The sequence below is a fragment of the Pseudomonas sp. TH31 genome, from assembly GCF_016650815.1.
GTDB lineage: Bacteria > Pseudomonadota > Gammaproteobacteria > Pseudomonadales > Pseudomonadaceae > Aquipseudomonas.
In genome coordinates this window covers 184,139-204,732 of the sequence record NZ_JAEKEZ010000029.1, presented here as the reverse complement: position 1 = coordinate 204,732, position 20,594 = coordinate 184,139, and the positions used below count along the sequence as shown (strand labels likewise).

Here is a 20,594-nt window from a genome sequence, read left to right as displayed (position 1 = left end):
TGTTTATGGTAGTCAAAGTCCTGGTGGTGGACGATTCGGGGTTTTTCCGCCGCCGCGTCTCGGAAATTCTTTCAGCGGATGCGAACATCCAGGTTGTCGGTACGGCAACCAACGGAAAAGAGGCGATCGATCAGGCGCTGGCCCTCAAGCCAGACGTAATCACCATGGACTACGAGATGCCGATGATGGATGGCATCACGGCGGTGCGGCACATCATGCAGCGCTGCCCGACCCCGGTCTTGATGTTCTCCTCGCTGACGCACGAAGGCGCCCGGGTCACCCTGGATGCGCTGGACGCGGGGGCGGTGGACTTCCTGCCGAAGAATTTCGAAGACATCTCCCGCAACCCGGAGAAGGTCAAGCAACTGCTGTGCGAGAAAATTCTCAGCATTTCGCGCAGTAACCGCCGTGCCAACACCTACACCGCTCCGGTCGCCGCACCCGCTCCGACGCCTGCACCTTCGAGCGTCAGCAGCTATGGCAGCACTGCGCCTGCACGTCCGGCACCGGCACCGATGCCCGTTCGTAGCCATGCGCCTGCTTCGACCGGCCCGTCGTCACCTGCGCCGAAACGCAAAGCCTACAAACTGGTTGCCATCGGTACGTCCACGGGTGGCCCGGTTGCCCTGCAACGGGTCTTGACCCAGTTGCCGGCCAACTTCCCGGCGCCGATCGTGTTGATCCAGCACATGCCGGCGGCCTTCACCAAGGCCTTCGCCGAGCGCCTGGACAAGCTCTGCCGCATCAGCGTCAAGGAAGCCGAGGATGGCGACATCCTGCGTCCCGGCCTGGCGTTGCTGGCCCGGGTGGCAAGCAAATGATGATCGATGGCCGTGGCGCGGTGAAAATCCTGCCGGGCGACGAACGACTGAACTACAAGCCGTGCGTGGACATCACGTTCGGTTCGGCAGCCAAGACCTACGGCGACAAAGTTCTGGCGGTCGTGTTGACCGGCATGGGCGCCGACGGTCGTGAAGGCGCACGCCTGCTCAAACAGGGCGGCAGTGCAATCTGGGCCCAGGATGAAGCGAGCTGCGTGATCTACGGCATGCCGATGGCCATCGTCAAAGCTGATCTGGCGGACGCGATTTACAGCCTGGACGACATTGGCAAGCACCTGGTCGAGGCGTGTATCTGATGGATGTACTGAGCCTTATCGGGATCATCATGGCGTTTGTCGCCATCATCGGCGGCAACTACCTTGAAGGCGGTCATCTCGGCGCACTGGCCAACGGCCCGGCGGCGTTGATCGTAATCGGTGGGACCATCGGTGCGGCGCTGTTGCAATCGCCGATGAGCGCTTTCAAGCGGGCCATGCAGATCCTTGGCTGGATCCTGTTTCCACCGCGTGTGGATCTGGCCGGTGGTATCGATCGCGTCGTGAACTGGAGCCTGACCGCCCGCAAGGAAGGTTTGCTCGGTCTGGAAGGGGTGGCGGACGCCGAACCGGATAACTACTCGCGCAAAGGCCTGCAATTGCTGGTGGACGGCGCCGAACCGGAAGCCATTCGCAGCATCCTGGAAGTGGATTTCTACACCCAGGAAAGCCGCGACATCGAAGCCGCCAAAGTCTTTGAAAGCATGGGCGGCTACGCGCCGACCATCGGCATCATCGGTGCGGTGATGGGTTTGATCCATGTCATGGGCAACCTGGGCGATCCATCGCAACTGGGCAGCGGCATCGCCGTCGCCTTCGTCGCCACCATCTACGGGGTGGCCAGTGCCAACCTGGTGTTGCTGCCGGTCGCGTCCAAGCTCAAGTCCATCGCGTTGCGTCAGTCGCGTTATCGCGAAATGTTGTTGGAAGGGATTCTGTCGATCGCCGAAGGTGAAAACCCTCGCTCTATTGAGTTGAAGCTTCAGGGCTTCATGGATTGATGGGGGTAATGGATTATGGCTCGTCGCCGGCAACCTGAAGAACACGTCAATCACGAACGCTGGCTGGTGTCCTATGCGGACTTCATCACCTTGCTGTTTGCGTTCTTCGTGGTGATGTACTCGATCTCTTCGATCAACGAAGGCAAGTACAAAGTCATCTCGGAAGCGTTGATCGGCGTGTTTACCGACTCGGATCGCGCCGTTAAGCCGATCCCGGTGGGTGAAGAGCGACCGATGACGGTGACCCCGGCCAAGCCATTGGTCAAAGACGCCGAACAGATTGATGCCGGCATCGCCGGTGCCAGCGATCCGCTCAAGAGCATCGCCGACGACATCAGCGCCGCGTTTGGCGACTTGATCAGCTCCAACCAGATGACCGTGCGTGGCAACGAGCTGTGGGTCGAGATTGAACTCAACTCCAGCCTGTTGTTCGGCAGCGGCGATGCCATGCCCAGTGACATGGCCTTCAACATCATCGACAAGGTCGCGGCGATCCTGAAACCGTTCGACAACCCGATCCATGTCGAAGGCTTTACCGATGATCAACCGATCCGCACTGCGCAGTACCCGACCAACTGGGAGCTGTCCTCGGCCCGTTCGGCGAGCATCGTGCGCATGCTGGCGATGCAGGGTGTCAACCCTGGGCGCCTGGCGTCGGTGGGTTACGGCGAATTCCAGCCGGTGGCCAACAACGCCACGGCAGAAGGCCGGGCGCGCAACCGTCGGGTGGTGCTGGTGGTGTCGCGAAATCTCGATGTACGCCGCAGCCTGACCGGCACCGGAACCGCCAATGCGAAACCGGATGCCGCATTGAAGCGGGCTGGCACACAAACTGCACCGACCCCGGTAAAGTCGCCGGGACGAGAGAGCGCCGTCAATTCTCCGTCACCCGCATTAATACGTTGAGCTATTTCTCGGTCGGCGTTATCGGCCGGGAGGAACAATCCGAATGAGAGTCTGGGCAGTTGCCAATCAAAAGGGTGGTGTTGGTAAAACCACTTCCTCTATCGCTTTAGCCGGTTTGCTGGCCGAGGCGGGCAAGCGCGTGGTCATCGTCGATCTCGACCCCCACGGCTCGATGACCAGCTATTTCGGTTATGACCCGGACACCCTGGAACACAGCAGCTACGACCTGTTCCTGCACAAGGGCAGCGTGCCGCAAGGCTTGCCCGGTCAGTTGTTGATGCCCACCAGTCACGACAATATTTCCCTGCTACCGTCGAGCACCGCGCTGGCAACCCTTGAGCGCCAGTCGCCGGGCCAGAGCGGCCTGGGTCTGGTGATCGCCAAGAGTCTGGCGCAATTGTGGCAAGACTTCGATTACGCCGTGATCGACAGCCCACCGTTGCTCGGTGTGTTGATGGTCAACGCCTTGGCCGCGAGCCAGCAATTGGTGATCCCGGTGCAGACCGAGCACCTGGCCGTCAAAGGCCTGGAACGCATGGTCAACACCCTGGCGATGATCAACCGTTCGCGCAAACAGGCGTTGCCGTTCACCATCGTCCCGACCCTGTTTGACCGCCGGACCCAGGCGTCCCTCGGGACCCTGCGCGTGCTGCGCGACAAATACCCGGAAGAAATCTGGCAAGGCTATATTCCGGTCGATACTCGCCTGCGTGATGCCAGCCGGGCCGGGGTCACGCCTTCGCAATTCGACGGCAAGAGCCGTGGCGTTCTGGCTTACCGCGCACTGCTCAAGCATCTGCTGACCGCTCAACTCGTTCCGGCGGTGGCCTGAGATGAACCCCATTCGCGTAGGAGCTGCCGCAGGCTGCGATCTTTTGATCCTGCTTTGTGACACCTTCGAATCCGCCAAAAGATCGCAGCCTTCGGCAGCGCCTACACAGGTGCTCGCATGAACCGGCCGGTGAAGGTTACTTCGCGTCCGCAACTGGCGCTCCAGTCGTATCTGGACAGCCTGCTGATGGAGGCGACCGAAGAGTTGCTGCCGGAAGTCGAGGTGGTATCTAAAGTCGTCGAGGTTGTTGAAGTTGTCGAGGCAGAAGCCGCACTGGATGAGTTTCAGGCTGCCGTGCTCGAAGAACAGGCCCGCGATGCGCAGAAACCTGCCGCCGTCGCCGCGCCCGTGAGTGCGCCAGTGGTCGAGAAGGCGCCGGTGGTGATCGAAGCCCCGGCACCGATCCTGGCGCCTGTGTCGACCATCGCGCCGTTGCTGCAAGCCCTGGTGCCGCCGGTGGTCGAAGTCCACTTGCCGCCGAGCAACACGTCGCCACCGGTGGAAACCGATGGCCGCCCGTCCTGGGCTGCCGAACCGTTCGAATGCCTGTTGTTCGATGTCGCCGGGCTGACCCTGGCTGTGCCGCTGGTGTGCCTGGGCTCGATTTATTCCCTGGCCGGCCACGAACTGACACCGCTGTTTGGTCAGCCGGAATGGTTCCTCGGGATCCTGCCGAGCCAGGCCGGTAACCTGAAAGTGCTGGATACCGCGCGCTGGGTCATGCCGGATCGCTATCGCGATGACTTCCGTCAGGGCCTGCAATACGTTATTTCGGTGCAGGGCTACGAGTGGGGGCTGGCGGTTCATCAAGTCAGCCGTTCGTTGCGCCTGGATCCGAACGAAATCAAATGGAGAAGTCATCGAGGTCAGCGGCCATGGCTCGCCGGCACGGTGATTGAGCACATGTGTGCATTGCTGGACGTTTGCGCACTGGCCGAGTTGATCGCCAGCGGCGGGGCAAAGCACATGGGCGGCAGCAAGCCGCTACATAAACCGACATAGCAGCCGACATAACAAGCAGGCGACGGCATTTTGAATGCCGCCACACAGAACACACACCGCCAAGTGCGGTTTTTCGAGGGGTCAGGTATGAGTAATCACGCGACGAATGCAAAAGGTTCCGAAGATCCGATCCTGCAATGGGTAACCTTCAAGCTGGACAATGAGACCTACGGCATCAACGTGATGCGCGTTCAGGAAGTCCTGCGTTACACCGAAATCGCCCCGGTCCCGGTGCCCCGAGCTACGTGCTGGGCATCATCAACCTGCGCGGTAACGTGGTCACCGTGATCGACACCCGTCAGCGCTTTGGCCTGATGAACGCCGAGATCAGCGACAACACCCGTATCGTCATCATCGAAGCCGACAAGCAAGTCGTCGGGATCATGGTCGACAGCGTCGCCGAAGTGGTTTACCTGCGTCAGTCGGAAATCGAGACTGCGCCGAACGTCGGTAATGAAGAATCCGCCAAGTTCATCCAGGGCGTATGCAACAAGAACAACGAACTGCTGATCCTGGTCGAACTCGACAAGATGATGAGCGAAGAAGAATGGTCGGATCTGGAGAACATCTGATTGATTCTTGAGGTTGCGGTCATTGTCCTGTTCCTGTTTTGGGCAGGCACGCTGGCGATGTTCCTGGCGTACATTCGCGCTCAGCGGCTGATCGCCGCGCAACAGGCCGAGGCCGATGCGCTGCGCGATCAGCGCATCAAGGACCTGGCCAGGCGCGTCGACAACTACCAGAACGGCAACGTACGCATGGGTGAAGACCTGCACGAACTGCGCGCGGTGGTCGGCCCGTTGCCGGACAAACTCGCCCAGCTGGAACAGCGCGACCCTCGAGCCTGTCGTTTGCCCAAGCGGCACGACTGGTCGGGATGGGGGCCACGGTTGATGAACTGACTCAGTCCTGCGGGTTGACCCAGGCTGAGGCGGAGTTGATGCGCAAGTTGCACAAGAACTGAGAAAGATCAAAAGATCGCAGCCTTCGGCAGCTCCTACGGGTGTACATAAACCCCTGTAGGAGCTGCCGAAGGCTGCGATCTTTTTACATTCAACGCCGAATCAATAGTCATCCCCGCGATCAGTAACATCCTTCTCGACCATCGGCGCATGCGGATCCTGCCCTTCAGGAAACTTGCCCTTCAAATTCCACGCAAACGCAATAATCTCGGCAATCGTGCGGTACAACTCCTGCGGAATACTGTCTCCCAGCTCCATTTTCGCCAGCAACCTCACCAGCTCCGGGTTTTCGTAGATCGGCACTTCGCATTCGCGAGCAATCTTCAGGATGGCTTCGGCCAGTTCTTCGTCGCCCTTGGCGGTGAGGGTCGGGGCGTGGCTGCCGTCGTATTTGAGGGCGATGGCCTGGCGTGGGGTGTTGGGGTTTCTCATGCGGTTTCGTCGACCCAGCGTTGTTCGAGGCGGGTTTGGCTGCCCTGGGGCGGCGTGCCGAGGTGGCAATCCAGATCGCCGACGTTCAGGCCGGATGCCAGCAAGCGCTCGCGCAGTGCCGCAAGATTGCTTTCGATCAGGCTTGCGGTGTATGGCCGTTCGGCCCACAGCTGGCTGGACAGGCTGCCCTGGATCAACTGCGCCTGAACCTGTAGTGGGCCGAGCGGTTCGAGGTCGAATGCCAGCTCTACCCGCCACAACTGTTGTTTCGGCTCGCGTTCTTCTCGGCGTTCGTTTTGCGGTTCTTTTTCCGGGGCTTCTTCGCGCTGGAACTTGACCTGCAACGGCACGATGTCCTGCATGTTGCGCATCGGAATTTCAAGCTGCCAGGTGCTCAGCAGCCGTCCATCGTCGGTGACGCCGGTCTGTTCCAGGCTCGACAGTTGGTGGCTTTGCAGGCGCGAAACCGCCGCGGCTGCCAGGCGTAGCAAGAGTTCGAGATCGCCTTCACCCTCCTGGCTTTGCAAAAAGCGTTCGGGCAGCGGAAAACTGGTCGGCAGCGGTTTGGTGCTGACCTGACCGAGCATGCCCAGCGCGCTGCGCACAAAGCTTGGCATCGCCTGGGCCAGGGTGTTGGCGGCGATGATCGCGCTGAGGTTGGTGTTGGTCGGAGTCAGTTGCGCGATCAGCTTGAGCAGATCGGCTTTCAGGTCCGGGGCCTGTGTCGGGTTCTGGCCGCTGAGCAATTTCGTTTCCAGGAACAGTCCACTGCTGAGCAACGCCTGAGCCAGGCCTTTGGGCGTGCTCAGTTGCTGAACGTCCGGCAGGCCGGCGAGCAGTTTGTTCACGGCAGCTTGCAGGTCGTCTGATGTTTCGTCGGACTGCGGCAGGTTCTGCAACGCGCTGAGCAGACCGTCGAGCGAACCCTGGCGGCTCTGCTGGGCGTTCAACTGCTGCGTCACCGCCAACTGGTCCTGGCGATTGCTCAGCGGCAGGAACTTCAACGACTGTGTGTCCTGCACCAGCGCGCTGAGCAAGGTGCCGATGCGCAGCGGTTGCGGGCTGTCGATGGTCAGCGTGCTGCCGCTCAGCGCGGTGTTGAGCAGGCTGACCAGCGAGCGAAACACCGTCGGCTGGCCCGGCGTCTGCGCCAACACCTGAGACGTCAGCACTTTGCCTTGCAGCAAGGTGCCGACCGGCAGTTGTGCGGTGTCGATGCGGGTGAGGGTGGCCACGCTGGAGGCAATCGCCTGTTGCACCGTAATCGCCAGGTTACTGGCAGAGGGCTGGGTGATCGCCAGGTTGGTGCCAGTGGGCAGTGGTTGCAGGCTGGTGGCCTGGACCGTGGTCTGGCGGCCGCTGTCGAGGGTGACTTTGAGCAGCAATTGAAAGGATTGATCCGCTTGCTTGAGCGACAGCACTTCAGCGTTGGCGGTCTGGCCGGGCGTGATCAGGCCCTCCATCGGCGTCAGCAGCTTGAGCACGTCGCCACTGGCCACCAGCGGGCGTGTGACGGCTGGCGTGGTCTGGGGCAGCGGGAGGATGTTCATTTCGCCTGTCATACGCGGTCACAACCTTGGGAAAATGCGCTCTTTAGAGTAAGGCATGGCATGTATAATGCCGCCCGTCTTACAGGGAACGGTGAAAACATTGCAATTGTTTTGACGCAGCTCTCTAGAACAGGCCGCCAATGTATCTATGCTGCATCACTTTAGCGGCCGCGCCACTGCCGACTTGAATCGCCGATTTGAAACGAAAAGGCCCGTGATCTCTTGACCAGTCCACTCCTGCAAACCGTCGACCTCGCCTGTGAGCGAGACCTTCGGCTGCTCTTCGAAAATCTCGAATTGAGACTGTCCAGTGGCGAAATGGTGCAGATCAGCGGTCCGAACGGCAGCGGCAAGACCAGTTTGTTGCGTTTACTGTCCGGGCTGATGCAGCCGACTGCCGGTCAAGTGCTGCTCAATGGCCGGCCGCTGAACGAGCAACGCAGCGAATTGGCGCGCAACCTGCTGTGGATCGGCCATGCCGCCGGGATCAAGGATCTGCTGACCCCGGAGGAAAACCTCAGTTGGCTCTGCGCCTTGCACCAACCGGCAACCCACGAGGCCATCTGGCAAGCGCTGGCCGCTGTCGGACTGCGCGGTTTCGAGGATGTTCCCTGCCACAGCTTGTCCGCCGGCCAGCAACGCCGCGTGGCCCTGGCGCGGCTTTACCTCGATAGCCCGCCGCTGTGGATTCTCGACGAGCCCTTCACCGCGCTCGATAAACAGGGCGTGGCACAACTCGAAGAACACCTGGCCACCCACTGCGAACGCGGCGGCATGGTGATTCTGACCACCCACCACACGCTGACCCGGATGCCGGCCGGCTATCGCGACATTGACCTGGGGAACTGGGCCGTATGAGTGTTTTCGGCCTGTTGGTCGCCCGTGAGGCTCGTCTGTTGTTCCGCCGTCCTGCGGAACTGGCCAATCCGCTGGTATTCTTCGCCATCGTGGTGTCGATGTTCCCGCTGGCGGTCGGACCCGAGTCTCAATTGTTGCAAACCTTGTCTCCGGGACTGGTCTGGGTCGCGGCCCTTTTATCGGTTTTACTCTCGCTGGACGGGCTTTTTCGCAGTGATTTCGAGGACGGATCGCTTGAGCAGTGGGTCCTTTCGCCGCACCCCCTGGCTCTTCTGGTTTTGGCCAAGGTACTGGCACACTGGGCCTTCTCTGGCCTGGCACTGGTTTTGCTCGCTCCACTGCTGGCGTTGATGCTCGGTTTGCCTGCCGCTTGTCTGCCGGTGTTGCTGCTTTCCTTATTGCTGGGTACACCGGTACTGAGCCTGCTCGGTGCGGTGGGCGCGGCCCTGACGGTTGGATTGAAGCGTGGCGGCCTGTTGCTGGCGTTGCTGATTCTGCCGCTGTACATCCCGGTGTTGATTCTTGGCAGTGGCGCCTTGCAGGCCGCACTCCAGGGTATGCCGGCGACCGGATATCTCTTGTGGCTTGGTAGCCTGACCGCCCTGGCGATAACCCTGACACCTTTTGCAATAGCCGCTGGCCTGAAGATCAGCGTCGGCGAATAATAATGAGGTCTGGTCAATTTTTGATCGCTTTCTTTTGAAAGAAAGGCAGACCCTTGACTCTTCAAAGCGAAGAGCAACCGTGATGGAAACAGTAATGAACTGGACCTGGTTTCATAAGCTCGGCTCACCCAAATGGTTTTACGGCATCAGTGGCAAACTGCTGCCGTGGCTGAGCGTCGCGGCGTTGCTGCTGATTGGCGTCGGCGTGGTCTGGGGCCTGGCCTTCGCGCCGCCGGATTACCAGCAAGGCAACAGCTTTCGCATCATTTATATCCACGTTCCGGCCGCCATGCTGGCGCAGTCCTGCTACGTGATGCTGGCGGTGTGCGGCGTCGTCGGGCTGGTCTGGAAGATGAAACTGGCCGATGTCGCCCTGCAATGCGCGGCACCGATCGGTGCCTGGATGACCGCCGTGGCGCTGGTCACCGGAGCGATCTGGGGCAAACCGACCTGGGGCTCGTGGTGGGTTTGGGATGCACGACTTACGTCCATGCTGATTCTGCTGTTTCTGTACTTCGGTCTCATTGCGCTGGGCAACGCCATCAGCAATCGTGACAGCGCGGCCAAGGCCTGCGCGGTGCTGGCGATTGTCGGCGTGATCAACATCCCGATCATCAAATACTCGGTGGAGTGGTGGAACACCCTGCACCAGGGCGCGACGTTCAGCCTCACCGAAAAACCGGCGATGCCGGCCGAGATGTGGCTGCCATTGCTGCTGACGGTGCTGGGCTTCTACTGTTTCTTCGGCGCGGTGCTGTTGCTGCGCATGCGTCTTGAGGTGCTCAAGCGCGAAGCCCGGGCGAGCTGGGTCAAAGCCGAAGTGCAGAACAGTCTGGAGGCGGCTCGATGAGTTTTGCTTCATTCGGCGACTTCCTCGCCATGGGCCATCATGCCCTGTATGTCTGGTCGGCCTATGGCATTTGCCTGGCAGTACTGGCCCTCAACGTGGCGGCGCCGATCCTGGCCCGCAAGCGGTATCTGCAACAAGAGGCGCGTCGTTTGCGCCGGGAGAACGGCAAGTGAATCCGCTGCGCAAAAAGCGTCTTATCATCATTCTCGCAATTCTGGTCGGGGTCGGCGCTGCCGTTGGCCTGGCGCTGAGCGCGCTGAAAGAGAACATCAATCTGTTTTACACCCCGACCCAGATCGCCAACGGCGAAGCCCCGCAAGACACGCGCATTCGCGCCGGCGGCATGGTCGAGAAAGGTTCGCTGCAACGCTCCGGTGATTCGCTGGACGTGAAATTCATCGTCACTGACTTCAACAAGTCCGTGACCATCACTTATCGCGGCATCCTTCCGGACCTGTTCCGCGAAGGGCAGGGCATTGTGGCGTTGGGCAAAATCAACGCCGACGGCGTGGTGGTGGCCGACGAAGTGCTGGCCAAGCACGATGAGAAGTACATGCCGCCGGAAGTGACCAAGGCCCTGAAAGACAGTGGCATGTCGGCGCCTACCCAAGCCAAAGAGGGTTGATTTGATGACGTCTGCAATCTTTATCCCTGAATTGGGCCAGTTGGCAATGATCCTGGCGCTATGTTTTGCGCTGGTTCAGGCCGTGGTGCCATTGCTTGGCGCCTGGCGCGGTGACCGCTTGTGGATGAGCCTCGCCCAGCCTGCAGCCTGGGGCCAGTTCGCCTTTCTGGTGTTCGCCTTCGGTAGCCTGACCTACGCCTTCATGACCGACGACTTCTCCGTCGCCTATGTGGCCAACAACTCCAACAGTGCGTTGCCGTGGTACTACAAGTTCAGCGCGGTGTGGGGCGCCCACGAAGGGTCGTTGCTGCTGTGGGCCTTGATTCTCGGCGGCTGGACCTTCGCGGTGTCGGTGTTCTCCCGGCAGTTGCCGCAAGTCATGCTTGCCCGCGTGCTGGCGGTGATGGGCATGATCAGTGTCGGTTTCCTGCTGTTCCTGATCCTGACCTCGAACCCGTTCGCGCGGATCCTGCCGCAGATTCCGGCGAACGGTCACGACCTCAACCCGTTGCTGCAAGACATTGGCCTGATCGTTCACCCGCCGATGCTGTACATGGGGTACGTCGGTTTCTCCGTGGCGTTCGCTTTCGCCATCGCCGCGCTGCTGGGTGGCCGACTTGATGCGGCGTGGGCGCGCTGGTCGCGTCCATGGACCATCGTCGCCTGGGCGTTCCTCGGTATCGGCATCACCTTGGGCTCCTGGTGGGCCTACTACGAACTCGGCTGGGGCGGCTGGTGGTTCTGGGACCCGGTGGAAAATGCTTCCTTCATGCCTTGGCTGGTCGGTACGGCGCTGATTCACTCGTTGGCGGTCACGGAAAAACGTGGCGTATTCAAGAGCTGGACCGTGTTGCTGGCCATCGCCGCATTCTCGTTGAGCTTGCTCGGGACCTTCCTGGTGCGCTCCGGCGTGCTGACCTCGGTTCACGCCTTTGCGTCCGACCCTGAGCGCGGCGTGTTCATCCTGATCTTCCTGCTGTTTGTGGTCGGTGGTTCGCTGACGCTGTTCGCCCTGCGCGCTCCGGTCGTGAAGAGCCACGTCGGCTTCAACCTCTGGTCCCGGGAAACCTTGCTGCTGGGTAACAACCTGGTGCTGGTGGTTGCCGCTTCGATGATCCTGCTCGGCACCTTGTATCCGCTGATTCTCGATGCGATGACCGGCGCCAAGTTGTCGGTTGGCCCGCCGTACTTCAACGCGTTGTTCATTCCGTTGATGGCATTGCTGATGGTGGTAATGGCGGTCGGTATGCTGGTGCGCTGGAAAGACACCCCGGTCAAATGGCTGGTGGGCATGTTGACCCCGGTATTGCTCGGCAGCGCCGCACTGGCCGTGGTGGCCGGCGTCGCTTACGGCGACTTCAACTGGGCGGTGATCGCGACCTTCATGCTCGCCGCGTGGGTGTTGCTGGCCGGCGTGCGGGACATTCTCGACAAGACCCGTCACAAAGGCCTGATCAAAGGCCTGCCGACCTTGACCCGCAGTTACTGGGGCATGCAGGTCGCGCATTTGGGCATTGCCGTTTGTGCGCTCGGTGTCGTGTTGTCGAGCCAGAACAGTGCCGAGCGCGACTTGCGCCTGGCGCCCGGCGAGTCCATGGACCTGGCCGGTTACCACTTCGTCTTCGAAGGCGCCAAGCACTTTGAGGGGCCGAACTTCACGTCCGACAAGGGCACCATCCGGGTAATCCGCAGCGGTCGGGAAGTCGCCGTGCTGCACCCGGAAAAACGCCTCTACACCGTGCAGAACTCGATGATGACCGAAGCCGGGATCGACGCCGGTTTCACCCGTGACCTCTACGTAGCCCTCGGCGAGCCGCTGGGCGATGGCGCCTGGGCCGTGCGCGTGCACGTCAAACCGTTCGTGCGCTGGATCTGGTTCGGCGGCCTGCTGACAGGTTTCGGCGGGTTGCTGGCGGCGCTGGATCGCCGTTATCGGGTCAAGGTGAAAAGCCGCGTGCGTGAAGCACTGGGCATGACGGGAGCCACTGCATGAGACGTTGGTTGATGCTGTTGCCACTGGCGATTTTTCTGGTGGTGGCTGTTTTTCTGTATCGCGGCCTGTACCTGGACCCGGCCGAGTTGCCCTCGGCCATGATCAACAAGCCGTTCCCGGAGTTTTCCCTGCCAGCGGTGCAGGACGGCAAGACCCTGACCAAGGCTGACATCCTCGGCAAACCGGCGCTGGTCAACGTCTGGGGCACCTGGTGCATTTCCTGCCGGGTCGAGCACCCGGTGCTGAATAAACTGGCCGAGAAGGGCGTGCTGATCTACGGGATCAACTACAAGGACGTCAACGCCGACGCCTTGAAGTGGCTGGTGGAATTCCACAACCCGTACCAACTCAATGTCCGCGACGACGAAGGCACCCTGGGTTTGAACCTCGGTGTATACGGCGCTCCGGAGACCTTCTTCATCGACGCCAAGGGCATCATCCGTGACAAATACGTCGGCGTGATCGACGAACAGGTCTGGCGCGAAAAACTGGCGGCCAAGTATCAGGCGCTGGTCGACGAGGCCAAGCCATGAAGCGTTGGATAGTCGCCGTTGTATTGGGGTTGAGCATGGCCGGCGTGGCGCACGCGGCCATCGACACTTACGAGTTCGCCAAAGACGGCGACCGTGAGCGATTTCGCGAGCTGACCAAAGAGCTGCGTTGCCCCAAGTGCCAGAATCAGGACATTGCCGATTCCAACGCACCGATTGCCGCCGACCTGCGCAAAGAGATTTTCCGCATGCTCGGCGAGGGCAAGGACAACCAGCAGATCATCGACTTCATGGTCGACCGCTACGGTGATTTCGTCCGCTACAAACCTGCTCTGAACGCCAAGACTGCCTTGCTCTGGTTCGGCCCTGCCGGCCTGTTGCTGGGTGGCTTCGTGGTTATCGCCGTGATCGTCCGCCGTCGTCGCGTGCAACGCGCTGACACCCCGGACGCGCTTTCCTTTGATGAGCGCAAGCGCCTCGACCACCTGTTGGATAAAAACCAAGAATGATTGATTTCTGGCTCGCTGCAGGTCTGCTACTTCTGGTTGCCCTGAGTTTTCTGTTGATCCCGGTTTTGCGTGTCCGTCGCGCCCAACTCGAAGAGGATCGCACCGCCCTGAACGTCGCGCTGTATCAAGAGCGCGTGGCTGAGTTGCAGACCCAGCAGGAAGAGGGCGTGCTTGATGCCGCGCAAATGGACAGCGGTCGCGCCGAAGCGGCACGTGAGTTGCTGGCCGACACTGAAGGCCTCGCGGCGCCGCGAGTGTCTCGCCTGGGTAAATCCCTGCCGTTGCTGGCGGCGATTCTGGTGCCGGTGCTGGGCCTGGGGCTCTATCTGCATTTCGGTGCCAGCGACAAAGTCGAACTGACCCGCGAATTCGCCCAGGCGCCACAGTCGATGGACGAAATGACCCGTCGCCTGGAGCGTGCGGTCGCCGCTCAACCGGACTCGGCGGAGGGCCTGTACTTCCTCGGTCGCACCTACATGGCTCAGGATCGTCCGGCCGACGCGGCGAAGATTTTCGAGCGCACCGTGAACCTCGCCGGTCGTCAGCCGGAACTGCTCGGCCAGTGGGCGCAGGCCCAGTACTTCGCTGACGGCAAGAAGTGGTCGGACAAGATTCAGGCCCTGACTGACGAAGCGCTGAAAGCCGATCCGAAAGAAGTCACCAGCCTTGGCTTGCTCGGCATCGCCGCGTTTGAAGGCGAACGTTATCAGGACGCCATCGACTACTGGAATCGCCTGCTGGCGCAACTGCCGCCGGACGACAATTCCCGTAGCGCGCTGCAAGGCGGGATCACCCGGGCTACCGAGAAGCTTGAAGCCAGTGGCGGTAAAGTTGTCCAGGCTCCCGCCACCAAAGGGGCATTGCTCAAGGTTCGTGTCGATCTCGCCGCTGACCTGAAAGCCAAGGTTCAACCGGGCGACAGCGTATTCATCTTCGCCCGCGCCACCTCCGGCCCACCGGCACCGTTGGCGGCCAAACGCCTGACCGTGGCCGACCTTCCGGCAACCGTCGAGCTGGGCGATGCCGACGCAATGATGCCGCAGTTGAAACTGTCTAACTTCCCTGAAGTCCAACTGGTTGCGCGCATCTCCCGCGCCGGCCAACCGACGGCCGGCGAGTGGGTCGGTCGCAGCCAGCCTCTGGCCAGCAGCACCACCGCGCCACAAAAACTGACCATCGACAGCCCGGATAAATAACAGGAAGCAACGCCATGACCGCCATCGCTCGTATCACCCTGCTCAGTCTGGTTTTAGGGTTAAGCGCTTGTGCGGTCCATCGGCCTCCTGAACATACATTGCCGCCGATTCCGCCATCGCAGCCCAGCCCGACACCGTCACCGACGCCGACGCCAGGTAAACCGGGCATCCCGGCCAAACCCGCCAAACCCATGCCCCGCACCTCCGCCAGCTTTGCCCCGCCACCGGGGGCAACAGCCATTGGGATGCGAAACTCGGCGTCTACGTCCTCGAAGACCAGCCCAACACCTTCTACCGCCAGCGCACCTACTACCGCTGGAACAATGGCTGGAGCCGCTCGATCAGCCCGAACGGGCCATGGGAAGAGACGGACATCCATGGCGTGCCGGGTGGGTTGGGCAGGCAGTTCGGGGAGTAAACAGAAACGGCGATCTTCGGATCGCCGTTTTGCTGTCTGGAAATCGAAAAGATCGCAGCCTTCGGCAGCTCCTACAGGATCGCGTACGACGTTGATCTTCAGTCGTACGCGACTTTTGTAGGCGCTGGCGAAGCCTGCGATCTTTTGATCTTGCTTGATCTGCTTTTCACGTGTCCTTAGCCAGTAACCCTTGGACGTAATCCACAAACGCCCGAGCCTTGGCACTGGCCATCCTCCCCGTCGGAAACACCGCCCACAGGTCCTGATTTGGTAAAACCCAATCCCTCATCACTTCCACGACCGCACCACTGGCCAACTCCGGCGCAAACATCCATTCCGACGCCATGGTCAGCCCTAGATGCGCCAGCACTGATTCACGCAACCCTTCGGCGGCGTTGACGCGGATTCGGCCACTGATGATCACCGGTTGTTCTTCGCCGGCTTTCTTGAACTGCCAATTGGCGCCGCCGCCCTGGCTGTAAACGACGGCTTGGTGTTTGGTCAGGTCGGCAGGGCAGGTGGGTTCGCCGTGTTTTTCGAAGTACGCCGGCGTGCCCAGCACCACGCGCCTGCATTCGGCGATCTTGCGGGCGGTCAGGCCGGAATCGCTCAAGGTACCCATGCGCAAGGCAACGTCGACGCCTTCTTCCACCAGATTGATGTTGCGGTCGTCGAGCATCAGGTCGATGTTCAATTCCGGGTTCTGATCGAGGAACGGCCCCAGGTGCGGCACGATATGTTGCCGCCCGAAGGTGACGGCAGCGCAGATCCGCAGGTTGCCGGTCAGCCCGCTGGCGGCACCGCGAGCGGCGTTGTCAGCCTCGTCGGCTTCTTCGATGGCGCGTTTGGCCCTGTCGAAAAAGGCCAGTCCGGCTTCGGTTGGGGTCAGGCCGCGGGTCGAGCGCAAAAGGAGTCGTACGGCGAGCCGGGTTTCCAGTTGCGCGATGGTTTTCGACACGGCGGGCTGGCCGATATTCAGACGTCGGGCTGCCGCGGAAAACGAGCCGGTTTCGACCACGTAGACGAAGGTTTCCATGGCAGCGAGGCGGTCCATCTTGAGTCCTTGTGCAAGTCTGGTGGTTGTTGGAGATCCATTGGGTGAGCGGTGTATTGCCAATCAGAACGCAGCTTTACCAATCGAAGCACCACCATCGACAAACAGCGTTTGCCCAGTGATAAACCCGCTCTGCTCGGATAACAGAAAGGCAATCGCGGCAGCGATTTCTTCCGGTTGCCCCAACCGCCCCATCGGCACACCGGCCAGATAGCGCGCTTCACCTTCGCTGCCGATCGGGTTGTTGGCGCGGAACAATTCCGTCTCCGTCGGACCGGGGGCCACGGCGTTGACCGTGATCCCGGTTTGCGCCAGTTCCAGCGCCCAGGATCGGGTGAAACTGATCAGTGCCGCTTTCGCCGCCGCATAGGCCGTGCGCTGGGTGATCCCGAGCACTGTCAGGCTGGAAATATTCACCACCCGACCCCAGGCTTTGGCGCGCATGTTCGGCAAGAGGGCCTGGGTCGCTTGCAGGGCCGAATGCAGGTTGACCCGCATCACGTCGTCGAAGGTGTCGAGGTCGATTTCGCTCAACACCTGTGGGCGAACCAGACCGACGTTATTCACCAGTCCATCAAACTCATAAGTGCTGGCCAGATCCGCCAGCACTTCCTGGGTCAGCGCTCTGTTGCTCAGGTCCAGTGGAAACAGAATGCCGGGGAATGTCAGGTCGGGGGTGCGGGCAATGCCCACCACGCGATGACCCGCGCGGTCCAGGTGCTCGGCCACGGCACGGCCGATGCCTTTGCTGGCGCCGGTGATGAGAAAGGTACGTCGGGTCATGGAAACTCCTTTCAGGAAAATGCCGCGCTTCAGGCGGCAGTGATCGGTTCAGCCGCGAATCGCATTCAGCATCGCTTCAGGCTCTGGCCGCTGAGTGTAATCCGGGTTGACCTCGGCGTAACGAATCACGCCATTTCGAGCGATCACATAACGCGCCGGCATCGGCAGGGTCCAGGATGGATCATCATTGAATGTCGGCAGATCGTTGCGCAGATTCTTGTACAGCCCGATCAGGTAATCCGGCACCTCGAAGCGCAGGCCAAAGGCGTCCGCCACGTCGTTGTGGGTATCGCTCAGAATCGCAAACGTCAGGCCATTGGTGCGCAGCGATTTGCGGCTGTTGGCGGCGATTTGTGGCGAGATCGCTACAAGGTTAGCCCCGGCCTCCTGCAAGGTCGGCAGGAACGCCTGCAAGGCTTGCAGCTCCAGATTGCAGTACGGGCACCAGACGCCACGGTAAAACGTCAGCACCAATGGACCCTTGGCCAGCAGATTGGCCGAAGACACCGGATTGCCGTCGGGATCCTTGAGGGTAAACAGCGGGGCCTTGTCCCCGACCTTCAGCGCCTTGTTTGCTGCACCGGACGCGATCAATTCAGCTGTGGCGCGCGCCATGATCGGGTGGATGTCGGACGGGGCGTTGTAGGGTGGTTTACCGGCCTTGAAGTCGGCTTTGAAGGCATCGAGTTTTGCTTGCAGGGTCATGATCTTGATCCTTGATGGGGAAGCCGTTTTGGCTGTGATCAATGGTGACCTTGGTTGGGTGAAGGCGGAACGTGGGTGAGGGGCATAGGTTTCATTCTTCAAGGGAATGTCCTGCCTTGAATCACACCCAGTAAAACAACCGAACGTCGTGCTTCCGATTTTTGTGCGTGAGTAAAGATAGCTCTAGAGTTGCTTTTGTTTGGCCGGAGCTAGGAGGCTGGTGGTGCCCGCCAGCCAGCTACACAGGAGATCCATCATGCAATATCCCATCTGAATCGAGTGGGGCGACGAGAACACCGCCATCGGGATTCAGATCCCCGATATTCCAGGCGCAGTCACTGCCGGGGATACGTTTGAAGACGCCTATAACGCGACAATCGAGATTGCCCACATCATGCTGCAAGCGATTGCGGCTGACGGGGAGCCCATTCCGATGCCGGCCTCTGCCGCCGCACACCGCAGTAATCCCGAGTTTGCCGACATGGGCTGGGAAATGCTGGAGCTGGACATCGCGCCGTACATGGGCAAAACCGAGAAGGTCAATGTGACGCTACCGGGCTACGTGATTCAGCGCATTGACCGTTATGTGCGCGAGCACAACGTCAAAAGCCGCTCCTCCTTTCTGGCGGATGCGGCGATGGAAAAACTGGTTCGGCACTGAGCGTTGATAGTCACATCATATTCGCAGGCAAGCCCCACTCCTGTAGGAGCGAGGCTTGCCCGCGAAGCCTTTAGCGATTCATGCTGTTGCCAGCGAAGGCGCTTTTGAAACACTCAAAAACCGCAACAATGCCAACAACGGAAACGCACTGCCCACAATCACGATCCACAACCAGCCGCCGTGTTCATACACCACGCTGGCCACCGACGAACCGAATGCGCCGCCGATGAAGATGCTGGTCATGTACAACGCATTCAAGCGGCTGCGGCTTTTGGCGTCGAGGGCGTAGACCGCGCGCTGGCCAAGGACCATGTTCATTTGCACGCAGAAGTCGAGCACCACGCCAGTGACAGCCAGGCCGATGACGCTGTAGAGCGGGTGGATGAAGGCCGGCAGGAAGCTCAGGCTGGCGAATATCAGGGCCAGCAGTGAGGCTTTGCGGGTATGCCCGGCGTCGGCCAGTCGACCGGCAATCGGTGCGGCGATGGCACCGATGGCGCCGACTAAAGCGAAGATCGCGATCTGGGTCTGGCTCAGGCCATGATTGCGCGCCAGTTCCAGCGGCACCGCGGTCCAGAACAGGCTGAAGGTGGCGAACATGCAACCCTGGTAAAACGCCCGTTGGCGCAAGACCGGTTGTTGACGCAACAGCGTCCACAGCGAGCCGAGCAACTGACCATAAGAAGCGCTGTGATCAGGCTGGCGCTTGGGAATGGTCAACGCCAGCACGATGCTGATCGCCGCCATCAACGCTGCCGCAATGATGAACATCGCCCGCCAGCCGAAGTGGTCAGCCACCAGGCTGGACACGGGACGTGCCAATAGAATACCCAACAGCAAACCGCCCATGATCCCGCCGACCACTCGACCGCGGGACTCTTCTGGCGCCAGGTGTGCGGCCAGCGGAATCAGAATCTGCACCGACACCGAACTGAAGCCCACCAGTAACGAGATCAGCAGAAACACATTCGGCTGATCGGTGAACGCTGCACCCAGCAGGCTGGCAATCGCCACCAGCGTGGTGATGATCATCAACTTGCGGTTTTCCAGCAGATCACCCAGCGGCACCAGGAAGAACAGGCCCAGCGCATAACCAATCTGGGTCAGCGAAACGATGAAACTGGCCATGGTGCTGGTCAGGCCGATGTCCGGCGCGATCAGGCCGATGATCGGTTGGGCGTAATAGATGTTGGCAACGATGGCGCCGCAGCAGAAGGCGAACAACATCACCATGCCTTTGGTCATTGTCACAGCGCTGTGGGGCGCCTGAGTCGCTGGGTTCATAACGTGTCTCGCTAAACAGGAGGAATGCGCAAAGGCTAAGGGGCTGACCGAAACGGCGGAAGAGGGATTGGAGTGATAGTAATCATTCCGTTGCGGAATGAGTGACGGACCACTGTGATGTCCGTCGATGTACCTTGCGTCAAAACAGTGAGGCTGATGATACATTCACTTACATCTTGTTCGATAGCGTGCTTATGTTCTCTCTTCACGTTTCATAACCGGAAGCCACTTCCATGAATGCGATGTTCCGTCACCTGATTCGCAGCGCCTCAGCGATTACGCTGGTTACCTTATTCTCGGCAGGACTGGCTCAAGCGGACGACGCTCCGGGCCTGCGCATCGGGGTGCGCGGCGAGATTACCGGCGTCAATGCCGACACCCTGAAAGTCCACACCAAGACGGGCGAAAACGTGGTCATCACCTTGACCAAGGACACCAAAGTCCGTGCCGTCACCCTGGCCAATATCGAAGACATCAAACCCGGCAGCTACATCGGCTCGGCCGCCATCCCCCAGGATGACGGTACCCTCAAGGCGCTGGAAGTCCACGTCTTCCCACCGGAGCTGGCCGGCAGCGGCGACGGCCACCGGCCCTTCGATCTGGCCAAGGGCAGCAGCATGACCAATGGCAGCGTTGGCGATCTGGTGGTCAGCAATGGCCGCACCTTGACCGTTAACTACAAGGGCGGCCAGCAGAAGATTCTGGTGCCGGAAGACGTGCCGATCGTCAACCTGATGCCGGGGGATCGCACTTTGTTGAAGGTTGGCGTGAAGATCGTGACGTTTGTGACCCAGAGTGCGGACGGGACGCTGACGGCTCAATCCATCTCGGCGGGCAAGGATGGCGTTACACCGCCGATGTAACGACTTGCCGAAATCCCTGTGGAAGCGGGCTTGCTCGCGAAGGCGGCTTCACATTCAACAGAGATGTCTACTGAGAC

General features: G+C 60.6%; 21 protein-coding genes and 4 pseudogenes. 19 read left to right on the top strand and 6 right to left on the bottom strand.

Annotation, left to right across the window (positions count from 1 at the left end; genetic code table 11):
• The first annotated feature begins 5 nt into the window (after window positions 1-5).
• The 7 genes and pseudogenes from JFV26_RS20295 to JFV26_RS20265 all read left to right on the top strand — a co-directional run bounded on the left by JFV26_RS20295 (window position 6) and on the right by JFV26_RS20265 (window position 5,582).
• A pseudogene (locus JFV26_RS20295) lies at window positions 6-1,138 on the top strand (protein-glutamate methylesterase/protein-glutamine glutaminase).
• On the top strand, window positions 1,138-1,878 hold the full coding sequence (locus tag JFV26_RS20290) for a flagellar motor protein (protein WP_201194991.1): 741 nt from the start codon (window positions 1,138-1,140) through the stop codon (window positions 1,876-1,878). The pseudogene JFV26_RS20295 and the gene JFV26_RS20290 overlap by 1 nt, the downstream one beginning before the upstream one ends.
• 15 nt (window positions 1,879-1,893) lie before the next feature.
• Window positions 1,894-2,784 carry a flagellar motor protein MotD gene (motD, locus tag JFV26_RS20285; RefSeq protein ID WP_201194990.1) on the top strand — a complete coding sequence of 297 codons (891 nt, stop codon included), beginning with the start codon at window positions 1,894-1,896 and terminating at the stop codon, window positions 2,782-2,784.
• A 43-nt stretch (window positions 2,785-2,827) separates the two neighbouring features.
• Entirely contained in the window at window positions 2,828-3,616 is a 789-nt protein-coding gene (locus JFV26_RS20280) for a ParA family protein (protein ID WP_201194989.1), read from the top strand.
• A gap of 117 nt (window positions 3,617-3,733) precedes the next feature.
• Window positions 3,734-4,618, top strand: a complete 885-nt coding sequence (locus tag JFV26_RS20275; protein ID WP_201194987.1) for a CheW domain-containing protein — start codon at window positions 3,734-3,736, stop codon at window positions 4,616-4,618.
• A gap of 87 nt (window positions 4,619-4,705) precedes the next feature.
• A pseudogene (locus JFV26_RS20270) lies at window positions 4,706-5,190 on the top strand (chemotaxis protein CheW).
• Window positions 5,191-5,582, top strand: a pseudogene (locus tag JFV26_RS20265) (DUF2802 domain-containing protein).
• A 100-nt stretch (window positions 5,583-5,682) separates the two neighbouring features.
• Here JFV26_RS20265 and JFV26_RS20260 read toward each other — a convergent pair.
• Both JFV26_RS20260 and fliK read right to left on the bottom strand, forming a co-directional pair.
• Window positions 5,683-6,012 (bottom strand): EscU/YscU/HrcU family type III secretion system export apparatus switch protein, encoded by a 330-nt coding sequence (locus JFV26_RS20260; protein WP_201194985.1) that lies wholly within the window; start codon window positions 6,010-6,012, stop codon window positions 5,683-5,685.
• Entirely contained in the window at window positions 6,009-7,574 is a 1,566-nt protein-coding gene (fliK, locus tag JFV26_RS20255; protein ID WP_201194983.1) for a flagellar hook-length control protein FliK, read from the bottom strand. The genes JFV26_RS20260 and fliK overlap by 4 nt, the downstream gene beginning before the upstream one ends.
• 210 nt (window positions 7,575-7,784) lie before the next feature.
• Between fliK and ccmA the strand changes: the two genes are divergently transcribed.
• The 10 genes and pseudogenes from ccmA (at window position 7,785) to JFV26_RS20205 (ending at window position 15,167) form a co-directional block, all read left to right on the top strand.
• Window positions 7,785-8,420: a cytochrome c biogenesis heme-transporting ATPase CcmA gene (ccmA, locus tag JFV26_RS20250; protein WP_201194981.1), complete on the top strand. Its 636-nt coding sequence runs from the start codon at window positions 7,785-7,787 to the stop codon at window positions 8,418-8,420.
• On the top strand, window positions 8,417-9,085 hold the full coding sequence (gene ccmB, locus JFV26_RS20245) for a heme exporter protein CcmB (protein WP_201194979.1): 669 nt from the start codon (window positions 8,417-8,419) through the stop codon (window positions 9,083-9,085). Before ccmA ends, ccmB begins: the two co-directional genes overlap by 4 nt.
• Before the next feature lie 94 nt (window positions 9,086-9,179).
• Window positions 9,180-9,935, top strand: a complete 756-nt coding sequence (locus JFV26_RS20240) for a heme ABC transporter permease (RefSeq protein ID WP_201194977.1) — start codon at window positions 9,180-9,182, stop codon at window positions 9,933-9,935.
• Window positions 9,932-10,108 (top strand): heme exporter protein CcmD, encoded by a 177-nt coding sequence (ccmD, locus tag JFV26_RS20235; RefSeq protein WP_008145547.1) that lies wholly within the window; start codon window positions 9,932-9,934, stop codon window positions 10,106-10,108. Before JFV26_RS20240 ends, ccmD begins: the two co-directional genes overlap by 4 nt.
• The gene (ccmE, locus tag JFV26_RS20230) at window positions 10,105-10,560 is read left to right on the top strand and encodes a cytochrome c maturation protein CcmE (RefSeq protein ID WP_201194975.1); all 456 of its coding nucleotides are present in this window, start codon (window positions 10,105-10,107) and stop codon (window positions 10,558-10,560) included. The genes ccmD and ccmE overlap by 4 nt, the downstream gene beginning before the upstream one ends.
• 4 nt (window positions 10,561-10,564) lie before the next feature.
• Window positions 10,565-12,553: a heme lyase CcmF/NrfE family subunit gene (locus JFV26_RS20225; RefSeq protein WP_201194973.1), complete on the top strand. Its 1,989-nt coding sequence runs from the start codon at window positions 10,565-10,567 to the stop codon at window positions 12,551-12,553.
• A complete protein-coding gene (locus tag JFV26_RS20220; protein ID WP_201194971.1) occupies window positions 12,550-13,086 on the top strand; it encodes a DsbE family thiol:disulfide interchange protein in 537 nt (178 codons plus the stop codon). The genes JFV26_RS20225 and JFV26_RS20220 overlap by 4 nt, the downstream gene beginning before the upstream one ends.
• Window positions 13,083-13,553: a cytochrome c-type biogenesis protein gene (locus tag JFV26_RS20215; RefSeq protein WP_201194969.1), complete on the top strand. Its 471-nt coding sequence runs from the start codon at window positions 13,083-13,085 to the stop codon at window positions 13,551-13,553. Before JFV26_RS20220 ends, JFV26_RS20215 begins: the two co-directional genes overlap by 4 nt.
• On the top strand, window positions 13,550-14,749 hold the full coding sequence (gene ccmI / locus JFV26_RS20210; protein WP_201194968.1) for a c-type cytochrome biogenesis protein CcmI: 1,200 nt from the start codon (window positions 13,550-13,552) through the stop codon (window positions 14,747-14,749). The genes JFV26_RS20215 and ccmI overlap by 4 nt, the downstream gene beginning before the upstream one ends.
• A gap of 14 nt (window positions 14,750-14,763) precedes the next feature.
• Window positions 14,764-15,167 (top strand): annotated as a pseudogene (locus JFV26_RS20205) (hypothetical protein).
• Between the two features lie 166 nt (window positions 15,168-15,333).
• On the opposite strand, the gene JFV26_RS20200 reads toward JFV26_RS20205, so the two are convergent.
• The 3 genes from JFV26_RS20200 to JFV26_RS20190 form a co-directional block, all read right to left on the bottom strand.
• Entirely contained in the window at window positions 15,334-16,221 is an 888-nt protein-coding gene (locus JFV26_RS20200) for a LysR family transcriptional regulator (protein WP_201194967.1), read from the bottom strand.
• Between the two features lie 63 nt (window positions 16,222-16,284).
• Complete coding sequence (locus JFV26_RS20195) at window positions 16,285-17,004, bottom strand: SDR family oxidoreductase (RefSeq protein WP_201194966.1); 720 nt, start codon at window positions 17,002-17,004, stop codon at window positions 16,285-16,287.
• Window positions 17,005-17,052: 48 nt separating this feature from the next.
• The gene (locus JFV26_RS20190; protein WP_201194965.1) at window positions 17,053-17,709 is read right to left on the bottom strand and encodes a peroxiredoxin-like family protein; all 657 of its coding nucleotides are present in this window, start codon (window positions 17,707-17,709) and stop codon (window positions 17,053-17,055) included.
• Window positions 17,710-17,983: 274 nt separating this feature from the next.
• Here JFV26_RS20190 and JFV26_RS20185 point away from each other — a divergent pair, with 274 nt between their 5' ends.
• Window positions 17,984-18,370, top strand: coding sequence for a type II toxin-antitoxin system HicB family antitoxin (locus tag JFV26_RS20185; protein WP_342215476.1), 387 nt, complete (start codon window positions 17,984-17,986; stop codon window positions 18,368-18,370).
• A gap of 78 nt (window positions 18,371-18,448) precedes the next feature.
• Here the strand turns inward: JFV26_RS20185 and JFV26_RS20180 are convergent, their stop codons facing one another.
• Complete coding sequence (locus JFV26_RS20180; RefSeq protein WP_201194964.1) at window positions 18,449-19,654, bottom strand: MFS transporter; 1,206 nt, start codon at window positions 19,652-19,654, stop codon at window positions 18,449-18,451.
• Between the two features lie 233 nt (window positions 19,655-19,887).
• Between JFV26_RS20180 and JFV26_RS20175 the strand changes: the two genes are divergently transcribed.
• A complete protein-coding gene (locus tag JFV26_RS20175; RefSeq protein ID WP_201194963.1) occupies window positions 19,888-20,517 on the top strand; it encodes a DUF5666 domain-containing protein in 630 nt (209 codons plus the stop codon).
• Window positions 20,518-20,594 lie beyond the last annotated feature (77 nt).

Excerpts from the sequence above, each read along its gene's own strand:
- JFV26_RS20240 (WP_201194977.1), top strand. The coding sequence starts at position 9,180 with ATGAACTGGACCTGGTTTCATAAGCTCGGCTCACCCAAATGGTTTTAC.
- JFV26_RS20195 (WP_201194966.1), bottom strand. The coding sequence starts at position 17,004 with ATGACCCGACGTACCTTTCTCATCACCGGCGCCAGCAAAGGCATCGGC.
- ccmB (WP_201194979.1), top strand. The coding sequence starts at position 8,417 with ATGAGTGTTTTCGGCCTGTTGGTCGCCCGTGAGGCTCGTCTGTTGTTC.
- fliK (WP_201194983.1), bottom strand. The coding sequence starts at position 7,574 with ATGACAGGCGAAATGAACATCCTCCCGCTGCCCCAGACCACGCCAGCC.
- JFV26_RS20280 (WP_201194989.1), top strand. The coding sequence starts at position 2,828 with ATGAGAGTCTGGGCAGTTGCCAATCAAAAGGGTGGTGTTGGTAAAACC.
- JFV26_RS20290 (WP_201194991.1), top strand. The coding sequence starts at position 1,138 with ATGGATGTACTGAGCCTTATCGGGATCATCATGGCGTTTGTCGCCATC.
- JFV26_RS20215 (WP_201194969.1), top strand. The coding sequence starts at position 13,083 with ATGAAGCGTTGGATAGTCGCCGTTGTATTGGGGTTGAGCATGGCCGGC.
- motD (WP_201194990.1), top strand. The coding sequence starts at position 1,894 with ATGGCTCGTCGCCGGCAACCTGAAGAACACGTCAATCACGAACGCTGG.
- JFV26_RS20220 (WP_201194971.1), top strand. The coding sequence starts at position 12,550 with ATGAGACGTTGGTTGATGCTGTTGCCACTGGCGATTTTTCTGGTGGTG.
- JFV26_RS20190 (WP_201194965.1), bottom strand. The coding sequence starts at position 17,709 with ATGACCCTGCAAGCAAAACTCGATGCCTTCAAAGCCGACTTCAAGGCC.
- JFV26_RS20175 (WP_201194963.1), top strand. The coding sequence starts at position 19,888 with ATGAATGCGATGTTCCGTCACCTGATTCGCAGCGCCTCAGCGATTACG.
- ccmI (WP_201194968.1), top strand. The coding sequence starts at position 13,550 with ATGATTGATTTCTGGCTCGCTGCAGGTCTGCTACTTCTGGTTGCCCTG.
- JFV26_RS20200 (WP_201194967.1), bottom strand. The coding sequence starts at position 16,221 with ATGGACCGCCTCGCTGCCATGGAAACCTTCGTCTACGTGGTCGAAACC.
- JFV26_RS20260 (WP_201194985.1), bottom strand. The coding sequence starts at position 6,012 with ATGAGAAACCCCAACACCCCACGCCAGGCCATCGCCCTCAAATACGAC.
- JFV26_RS20180 (WP_201194964.1), bottom strand. The coding sequence starts at position 19,654 with ATGAACCCAGCGACTCAGGCGCCCCACAGCGCTGTGACAATGACCAAA.
- JFV26_RS20225 (WP_201194973.1), top strand. The coding sequence starts at position 10,565 with ATGACGTCTGCAATCTTTATCCCTGAATTGGGCCAGTTGGCAATGATC.
- JFV26_RS20275 (WP_201194987.1), top strand. The coding sequence starts at position 3,734 with ATGAACCGGCCGGTGAAGGTTACTTCGCGTCCGCAACTGGCGCTCCAG.
- ccmD (WP_008145547.1), top strand. The coding sequence starts at position 9,932 with ATGAGTTTTGCTTCATTCGGCGACTTCCTCGCCATGGGCCATCATGCC.